General features: G+C 69.2%; 9 protein-coding genes and 1 pseudogene. 8 read left to right on the top strand and 2 right to left on the bottom strand.

Annotated elements, in window-relative coordinates; translation table 11 throughout:
- Positions 1-201, bottom strand: a 201-nt coding sequence (locus tag CF8_RS22740; protein ID WP_036491597.1) for a hypothetical protein, incomplete at its 3' end; no start/stop codon positions are given.
- Positions 202-330: 129 nt separating this feature from the next.
- A complete protein-coding gene (locus CF8_RS19800; protein ID WP_084622961.1) occupies positions 331-1,299 on the bottom strand; it encodes a metallophosphoesterase family protein in 969 nt (322 codons plus the stop codon).
- A 68-nt stretch (positions 1,300-1,367) separates the two neighbouring features.
- Here CF8_RS19800 and CF8_RS19795 point away from each other — a divergent pair, with 68 nt between their 5' ends.
- The 8 genes and pseudogenes from CF8_RS19795 to CF8_RS22735 all read left to right on the top strand — a co-directional run.
- The gene (locus CF8_RS19795) at positions 1,368-2,123 is read left to right on the top strand and encodes a response regulator transcription factor (RefSeq protein WP_442937090.1); all 756 of its coding nucleotides are present in this window, start codon (positions 1,368-1,370) and stop codon (positions 2,121-2,123) included.
- A gap of 14 nt (positions 2,124-2,137) precedes the next feature.
- On the top strand, positions 2,138-3,496 hold the full coding sequence (locus CF8_RS19790; protein WP_010834866.1) for a sensor histidine kinase: 1,359 nt from the start codon (positions 2,138-2,140) through the stop codon (positions 3,494-3,496).
- A 222-nt stretch (positions 3,497-3,718) separates the two neighbouring features.
- Complete coding sequence (locus CF8_RS19785) at positions 3,719-4,381, top strand: response regulator transcription factor (protein ID WP_010834865.1); 663 nt, start codon at positions 3,719-3,721, stop codon at positions 4,379-4,381.
- Between the two features lie 131 nt (positions 4,382-4,512).
- Positions 4,513-5,835 carry a sensor histidine kinase gene (locus CF8_RS19780; protein ID WP_051204285.1) on the top strand — a complete coding sequence of 441 codons (1,323 nt, stop codon included), beginning with the start codon at positions 4,513-4,515 and terminating at the stop codon, positions 5,833-5,835.
- Between the two features lie 82 nt (positions 5,836-5,917).
- The gene (locus tag CF8_RS19775) at positions 5,918-6,745 is read left to right on the top strand and encodes a COG4705 family protein (protein ID WP_051204284.1); all 828 of its coding nucleotides are present in this window, start codon (positions 5,918-5,920) and stop codon (positions 6,743-6,745) included.
- Between the two features lie 130 nt (positions 6,746-6,875).
- Positions 6,876-8,279 (top strand): ferredoxin reductase family protein, encoded by a 1,404-nt coding sequence (locus tag CF8_RS19770; protein WP_051204283.1) that lies wholly within the window; start codon positions 6,876-6,878, stop codon positions 8,277-8,279.
- 15 nt (positions 8,280-8,294) lie between these two features.
- The gene (locus CF8_RS19765) at positions 8,295-8,747 is read left to right on the top strand and encodes an FMN-binding protein (protein ID WP_010834861.1); all 453 of its coding nucleotides are present in this window, start codon (positions 8,295-8,297) and stop codon (positions 8,745-8,747) included.
- 101 nt (positions 8,748-8,848) lie between these two features.
- Positions 8,849-9,046: pseudogene (locus CF8_RS22735) on the top strand (FAD:protein FMN transferase); the annotation flags it as partial.

The raw sequence follows: 9,046 nt of genomic DNA, 5'->3' as shown, positions 1-9,046 counted from the left end.
GCCCTGGTCGGGACCGTCGTTGGCCTCCTCGGCACCTTCGACCTCGGTGGCGTCGTCGACCTCGCCGTCGCCATCGGACTGCTGCACGATCGGGGCCGGGTCATTGGTAGTGGCCTGGGCGGTGACTGCGCCGCCGATGCCGAGTGCGGCCAGGATCGCGGCGGCGCCGGTGATCGCGGCGTTGCGCTTGAGGTTCCTCATGCTGTGTCTCCTCGGTGGGTGGTCGCCGGTTGCGACCTCGTAACTAGAGAGTGCCGGGGGGCCACTGTGAGGAGGCTGAGGAATCCTGAGGACTCCCTCAGCACCAGCGAGGTCGCGGCTGCTGCATGGCTAATGGGACAGCTCGACGGAGTCGAAGAGCATGCCGGTCTGGTCGATCGCGCGGAGCGTCAGGCGGTCGTCCTCGGCGAGGAGGTCGACGTAGTGGCGGGTCGAGGTGCTGACTTCGGTGAAGTCCTCACGCCCGGTGGGGCGGAGCGTGGCCGCGCCGCCGGAGACCACGTAGGTGACACCATCGATCGGTTTGGACCGTTGGTAGTCGTGGTCGTGCCCGGCGAGCACCAGTGGGACGTCGTACTGCTCGAAGAGCGGCACCCACTGTTGCTGGATCTCCTCGTCTGAGCCGTGTACGCCGGCGGAGTAGGCCGGCTTGTGCATCGCGACGATCGTCCAGGCAGCCTCGGTCGGCGAGGCGAGCGTTTCCTGTAACCAGGTGGTCTGGGCGGGATTGTCGACCTGCTCGGTGTCGAGGACGAGGATGCGGACGATGCCGACCTGGTCGACGTACCAGGTCTGCTCGCGACCGACCTCGGTGAGGATGGCGGATTGTTCGTCGCTCAGGTAGTCGTGGTTGCCGAGCACCGCCACCAGGCGTGCACCCCGGCTGAGGATCGGCTCGAAGACGTCGGTGATCCTGCTGCGGGCCTGGTCGGCGTCGCCCTCGGGGTAGATCAGGTCGCCCAGCAGGACGAGCCCGTCGTAGTCCCGCTGCTTTGCCTGGTCGACCATGGCCCGGACGGTCTCGTCGATGGCGCTGCCTGGCCCGGTACCGGTATCGCCCGCCACGGCGATGCGGGTGAGCGTCGCTATCGAAACCGCAGGGGCAGGGGTTCTCGCAACCTCGTCGGGTCGCGTTGTGCCGCCCACGATCCCCAATGCGAGCAAGGCGGTCACACCACAGCCTGCCGCGGTCAATGCTCCGGTCAGACCGATGATGGTTCGTCTGTTCACGCGCGCGGGCCTTTCATTGGACGGCGTCGGCTCCTCCAGGTCCAGACTGACTGCGCAGGCCTCCTTCATGGGGACGTAGCAGCCCTTCAGCGTGCGCCTCGTCGGCTGTGAGGAACCTGAGAAGGCCCTCGCCCGAAGTGTCTTCACAGCGTGTCCTCAGCCGCGGCCCGCCAAGATGGGGTCTGACAGGGAAGGCAGGTCGACCGGTGCGGGTACTGATGGTTGAGGACGAGGTCCGTCTCGCGGAGACCGTGAGACGGGGTCTGGTCGCCGAGGGCTTCGTCGTCGACCTCGTTCACGACGGGGCCGAGGGGCTCGAACACGCGCGGTCGCGCGACTACGACGTACTCGTCCTCGACATCATGCTGCCGTCGTTGAACGGCTACGACGTCTGTCGGAGTCTCCGGGAGGCCGGTGTCTGGACGCCGGTGCTGATGTTGACAGCCAAGGACGGCGAGTACGACCAGGTCGATGCCTTCGATCTCGGGGCCGACGACTACCTGACCAAGCCGTTCTCATTCGTGGTACTCGTGGCACGGTTGCGGGCACTGGTGCGACGTGGTGCGCCCGAGCGTCCCACGGTCTTGAAGGTGGGGGACCTGACGCTGGACCCGGCGACCAGAATGGTGCGCAGCGGCGTAACCGAGATCGACCTGACCCCGCGGGAGTTCGGATTGCTGCACTTCCTGATGCGCCACCCCGGGGACGTGGTCTCCAAGCTGGAGATTCTCCAGGCCGTGTGGGACCTGAACTACGAAGGCGACGAGAACGTCGTCGAGGTGTACGTCGGCTACCTCCGCCGCAAGATCGATCAGCCCTTCGGTCGGCAGTCGATCCAGACGGTTCGTGGCGTGGGCTACCGCCTGTCCGGGCAGGGGGCTAGTCAGCGATGAGGAGATTTCGTGGGGTGCGCTGGCGGACCACCGCGGCGGCCACCCTCGCCGTCGCGGTCTTCCTGGCTGTCGCAGCGCTGGCGTTCGCGTTCGCGCAGCGCCAGCAACTGGAAGCCTCCATCACCGAGGCCGCCCAACAGCAGGCCACCGACATCGCCGCGCAAGTCGTCCAGGACGGGGCCGGCGCGGATCTTGCCGCCGGCGCCGGGGACCAGTCGCTGGTACAGATCGTCGACGCAGACGGGAACGTCCTCGCCGCGAGTCCCTCCGTAGACGGCGAACCGGCAGTGGTCGACGCCCGACCAGACCCGGGATCGACCAGCACCATCCGCTCAGCGGCGCTGCCCATCGGTGAGGGTGAGGACTTCGTCGTGGTCGCCTTGGGAGTCAGAGGGCCTGACGGCCCGGTGGTGGTCCTGGTCGCGCAAAGCCTCGAGCTGGTCGGGCAGTCCACTGCGGTGGTCGTCACCCTGTTGCTCATCGGCTATCCCGTGGTGCTGCTAGGGGTCGCCCTGACCTCCTACTGGCTGGCGGGTCGAGCCCTTGCCCCGGTGGAGGCCATCCGGACCCGGGTCGCCACGGTCCAGGGAACCACGGAGCTGGATGCGCGGGTGCCCGTGCCCGATGGCGACGACGAGATCTCCCGGCTGGCGGTCACGATGAACGCGATGCTGGAGCGGCTGGAGACCGGCAGTGACCGACAACGTCGATTCGTCGGGGACGCCTCGCACGAGCTGCGCAGCCCACTGGCCACCATCCGCGCCGCCCATGAGATCGCCGCCCTGCACCCTGAGACCCGCGACTTCACTGCGACGAGCCGCGACGTGCTCGACGAGCTCGACCGCCTCGACCACCTGGTCGCGGACCTGCTCCTGCTCGCGCGCGTCGACGAACACGGACTCAGGGTCCGATCTGTCGACGTCGACGTCGACGACCTGGTCAACCAGGAGGCGGAGCGACTCCGCAAGCTCGGCACCGTGACGGTGACCGTGACGGCGCCGCCAGCGCGTATCCACGGTGACCCCGTCCAGCTCGCCCGGGCGTTGCGCAACCTGGCTGACAACGCCGCACGGCACGCCGAGGGTCACGTCGACCTCACCCTGCAGATCCGCGGCGACAACGTCGAGGTCGTGGTCGAGGACGACGGACCGGGCATCCCTGAGGCCGACCGCGAACGGGTCTTCGAACGCTTCGTGCGTCTGGATGAGAGCCGCACCCGCGCCAGTGGTGGCACTGGTCTGGGGTTGGCGATCGCCCGGGAGATCAGCACCGCGCACGACGGGAACCTCAACGTCGAGGTCGGCACGTTGGGGGCCCGTTTCGTGCTGGTGCTTCCCTATCAACGAAACGAGCGCGAGGCTGCCGACCAGTGAGTCGAGCGATCGCCCAGGCAGGCAAATCAGGACTCGTGCGGGCTACCGTGAGGCGTCCAGGCCGGGCCACTCGACATGGTGGCCTACTGCGAAACGACGGGCCGGCGACGAGAGGCAGAGCGCGGTGAGAAACGAGGATGGCTCGGCACTCGCCCCGGCTCTGAACCGGGCCGCCATGTCGGTGGACGGACACCACCCGGGCCTTGACCGAGGGGAGCACTGATGGCCGTCGTCGGGGTTTGCGAGGACGACGTGGCGCTGCGGGGGGTGCTGGTTGCGGCGTTGAAGGGTGCCGGGCACGAGGTGATCTCGACGAGCACTGGAGAGCAGGCGGTTCGCCAGCTGGGCAAGGACTCGGGTGTGCAGGTGTGCGTGCTCGACATCGGGCTGCCCGATGCGGACGGCCGGGATGTGTGCTTGGCGTTGCGGGCGGCGGGCCAGCCGGCGCCGGTGCTGTTCCTGACGGCACTGGGTGCGGTGCACGAGCGTTTGGCCGGGTTCCACGCCGGTGGCGACGACTACCTGACCAAACCGTTCGCGGTGAGCGAGCTGCTGGTCCGCCTCGATGCTCTGGCCCGACGGGGAACGACCCCGGTGGCGTCGGAGACGGGACTGCGGCTCGATGCCGGCAAGCACGCGATCACGTTCGGTGCCCAGGAGGTGCGGCTCTCGCCGACGGAGTTCCGGTTGTTCGCGACGATTGCTGGTCGCGACGGCGAGGTGGTGCGGCGGGGCACGTTGGTGGCGGCCGGTTGGCCGGACGGGGCGATGGTCAGCGACAACACCCTGGACTCCTACATCCGACGGCTGCGGACCAAGCTGGAGGGCATCGAGGCCCCGGTCGGGATCGAGACGGTCCGTGGCGTCGGGTACACGCTGCGATGACCACCGACTCGCACCCGGGCGGGGCACCGCAGGCGGCACCAGACCACGCATCATCCGAGGCGCCTGAGACATCATCAGGGGTTGGGCTGATCCTAGGGTCCCGGCTGCGGCAGCAGGTGGTGGGGACGACGGTGGCGCTCACCCTGATCGCGATGGCGGCGTTGACGTTGTTGGTCCACGAGGTCCTGGCCTCCACGGTCGAGGGCGATGTCAGCGGGCTGCTGCAGGATCGGGCGGACGCGGTGACCTCGACCCTGATCGTGCGGGACGGACAGGTGGTGGCCCAGGAAACCCCCACCGAGACCCTCGACCGGTCCACCTGGGTCTACGACGACACCGGGCGTCTGGTCGAGGGGGCGCCGGCTGAGGGCGCGCTGCGCCGCACGGTCGAGGAGCTGTCGACCAGCCAGCAGCGGTCCACCGCGAGCGTCGATGATGAGTATCGGTTGCTCGCGGTGCCGGTGCAGCTGGGGGCTGCTGGCGAGGTGTCGGCGGTGGTGGTGGTCGCGGTCAACCTGGCGCCGTATGAGCGGACCGAGCACTATGCGCTGTTGGTGACCCTGGCCCTCGGGTTCGTCGTCGTACTCGGGAGCGCGGGCGTGGCGGCGTGGAGCCTGCACCGCGCCCTGAAACCGGTCTCGGTGATGGCGGCCCGGGCCCGGGAGTGGAGCGAGCAGGACCTGGACCGGCGTTTCGCCCTGGGCGAGCCAAACGATGAGATCTCCAGCCTGGCCACCACCTTCGACACCCTGCTGGGCCGGGTCGCGGAGGTGATCCGCTCCGAGCAGCGGTTGTCCCAGGAGATGGCGCACGAGCTGCGCACGCCGCTGACCACCGTGCGCGCCGAGGCCGAGATCGCGGCCCTGCATCCGGAGCTCCCCGAGGAGCCACGAGCGGCCCTGAGTCGGATCGTCGCGGCCTGCGACACCATGTCGGATGCGATCACGGCGCTGATGGACCTGGCTCGCGCCGGTGGCGTGTTCGGTCGCAGCACGCCGGGTGACGTGCTCGCGCCCCTGCTCGAAGAGTCGCAGCTGCGCCCCGGTGTGCGAGTCACGGTGACCTCGGTGCCCGACGGGGTGCTGATCGCCGGGCCCTTGGACCTCGTGCAGCGCGCCCTGTCCCCGTTGCTGGACAACGCGGTCCGCCACGCTGCTTCCCGAGTCACGCTGCGCGTGGTGGCACGCGGTGCGCTGGTCGAGTTCCACGTCGAGGACGACGGCCCGGGTGTCGAGCCCGGCGAGGTCGAACGACTCTTCGTACCCGGCCACCGGGGCGCGACCAGTGACGGCGCCGGCCTGGGTCTGCCGCTGGCGCGTCGGGTGGCGCGCTCCCTGGGTGGCGACGTGGAGGCCGTGGCGCGCCTCGACAGTCGGCCGGGTGGCGGGCACTTCGTGCTGACCCTGCCTTCGGTCCCGAAAGGACCGGCCCGGTCATCCGAGCAACCGGAGTAGCCCTTCGGTAGTCAGGTTGTCGGCAGGCCGCCTGAGTCACGATCCCTTCAATCGACGCACACGACTTGAAGGGACACATCAGATGAGCGCCATCACCCGAGGGATGACGGGGGACCGTCGAGATATCGCCAAGGCGATGCTCAACAAGGTCCCCGAGGTCACCTTGTTCTTTTGGATCGTCAAGATCCTGGCCACCACCGTGGGCGAGACCGCCGCGGACTTTTTGGCCACCAACCTCAACCTCGGCCTCACCACCACCAGCCTGATCATGGCCGGCCTGCTCGCCGTGGTCCTGACCGTCCAGTTCCGCACCCGCCGCTACGTGCCCTCGGTGTACTGGCTGGCGGTGGTCCTGATCAGCATCGTCGGCACCCTGATCACCGACAACCTGGTCGACAACTTCGGCGTCAGCCTGGTCACCACCACCGTGGTGTTCGCCGCCGCCCTGGCCGCCACCTTCGCCGCCTGGTACGCCAAGGAGCGGACGCTGTCGATCCACACCATCGTCACCTCACGCCGTGAGGGCTTCTACTGGCTGGCGATCCTGTTCACCTTCGCCCTCGGCACCGCCGCCGGCGACCTGGTCGCCGAAGGATTCGCCCTCGGGTTCGGCGTCTCGGCACTGATGTTCGGCGCCCTGATCGGCGTGATCACCCTGTCCTACTACAAGTTCGGCACCAACGCCGTGCTGGCCTTCTGGATCGCCTACATCCTGACCCGGCCCCTGGGTGCCTCGATCGGCGACCTGCTCTCCCAGCCGACCAGCGCCGGTGGCCTGGGCCTAGGGACCACGGTCACCAGCGGCCTCTTCCTGACCACCATCCTCGCGGTCGTCATCGGGTTCTCCCGGAGCGAGAAGCACCGTCAGCTGGCCGAATCCGACACCGACGCCCAGGCTGCCGCGGCCTGAGGCACCCCCGACGGTGGGGCGGGTCGAGATCCCCCGACCGGCCCGTCCCACCCCACCGCATCACCCGCCACCACCCCGCAGTGACCCGACAGTGACCCCGACAGTGAGCTGAGAGAGAGGAGACAGTGAGGTGACGACGACCCTGGCCCACCCGATACCCACCCCCGAGTCCGCGCGGGCCAGGGGGAGTCGCCCCGCCCGCCGCACGGTGAGTGAACGCGGACTGCTCACCGTGGTCCTCGCTGGCACTGCGGCCGTCCTGGGACTGTGGTGGCACGACACCACGATCCTGGCCGGCCTGGGGGAGTGGCTCACCTCGGCCGGGCGGCTCACCGGTCTGCTCGGCGGCTACGCCGTCGCAGTCATCCTGCTGTTGATGAGCCGTGCACCCTGGATCGAGCACGGCCTTGGCTCGGACCGGCTGGCCCGCTGGCACGCCATGGGCGGCCGCTACCTGCTCAGCCTGCTGATCGCGCACGCCGTGTTGATCACCTGGGGCTACGCCATCACCGCCCAGACCGGGTTCCTTGCGGAGGCCTCGACCCTGTTGGTCGCGGTCCCCAACGTCTTGATCGCCACCATCGGGCTCGGCCTGCTCGTCGTGGTCGGGGCCATCTCGGCCCGCACGGTGCGCCGCCGGGTCAGCTACGAGACCTGGTACCTGATCCATTTGCTCACCTATATCGCCGTGGCGTTGAGCTTCCTGCACGTGCTCTCCGCCGGCGCTGACTTCCAGACCGGCTGGGCCAAGGCCGCCTGGATCGCCCTGTACGCCGCGGTCGGCGCCGCCCTGTTGTGGTACCGGTGGCTGGTCCCGGTCCGCGACGCCCTGCGGCACCGGCTGCGGGTCGCCTCGGTGACCACCGAGGCACCCGGCGTGGTCTCGATCACCGTCGCCGGTGAGGGCCTGGACCGGCTCGGCGCCCAACCCGGACAGTTCTTCCGGTGGCGGTTCCTCACCCCGTCCGGCTGGTGGCAGTCCCACCCCTTCTCCCTGTCCGCGACACCGACCGACACCGAGCTGCGGATCACCGTCAAGGACCTCGGCGACCACAGCCGCGACCTGCAGCGCCTGCGTCCCGGCACCAAAGTGATCGCCGAAGGACCCTACGGGGCCTTCACCCCGGCACGCCGACGCGGCCACGGCGTGCTCCTGCTGGCCGGCGGCATCGGGATCACCCCGCTGCGCACCATGCTCGAGCACCACGCCCACGACACGGGCGCTGACACCGAGCTCGATGCTGGTCCAGTGACGTTGCTCTACCGCGCCAACCACGCCGAGGAGATCATCCTCGCCCATGAGCTCAACACCCTCGCCCGAGCCGAGCACATCGAGGTGCACTACGTCCTCGGTGCACCCGGCAGCGACACCGACGTCCTCGTCGACCACCGCCTGCGCCACCTGATCCCCGACCTGGAGGACCGCGACGCCTTCGTCTGCGGCCCACCCCGATTCATGGACGCCGCCCGCGACAGCCTGCTGCGCTGCGGCGTCCCAGCCCGACACATCCACACCGAACAGTTCACGTTCTAAGAAGGCGGAAGAGCCATGAACCGTCCCGCACTGGCCACCGCCGGCACCGTCCTCGGACTGCTGCTGCTGATCGGCGGGAAGGCCGCCACCTCGGCCGACCCGCTCGCGTTCGGCGGCCAGTCCAACGTCGCGCTGGCCCCGACCGCACAGGGCACCATGACCGGACCGCTGATCACCACCCGCTACGGACCGGTCCAAGTCCGCGTCACAGTGAGGGGTGGGAAGCTGACCGACGTCCAGGCCGTCGCTCTGCCCACCGGTGGGAAGTCCGGCAGCATCGCCGACTACTCCGCCCCCATCTTGCGCCGCGACGCGCTGGCCGCCCAAGGGGCCGGCATCCACGCCGTATCCGGTGCCACCTACACCAGCGAGGGCTACGCGAGCTCGCTGCAAGCGGCTCTGGACCAGATCACCAACCAGCCAGCCGATCAAGTGGCCCCTGCCGCGCAGACGGGCCAGGGCGCATGATCCCCCCGACGACCTCACCACCGGCCTCACCCCCGGCACCGGCAAGAGCCTCTGGGCCGGCTGTCGACCGCATCCAGGGCACCCGTCGGATCGTCGAGGTGATGGGCACCGTGTTCACCCTCGATGTGCGCGACCTCGACCCCGCCGCGGCCGCGGTCGATGAGGTGGTGGCCTGGTGGCAGTGGGTGGACGACACCTTCAGCACCTACCGACCCGACAGCCAGATCACCCGGCTGGCCAACGGATCACTGGCCCTGGACGAGTGCGCACCGGAAGTGCGGCACGTGCTCGGCCTGTGC

This window comes from Nocardioides sp. CF8, assembly GCF_000389985.1.
GTDB lineage: Bacteria > Actinomycetota > Actinomycetes > Propionibacteriales > Nocardioidaceae > Nocardioides > Nocardioides allogilvus.
This window is presented reverse-complemented; position numbering and strand designations above follow the sequence as displayed.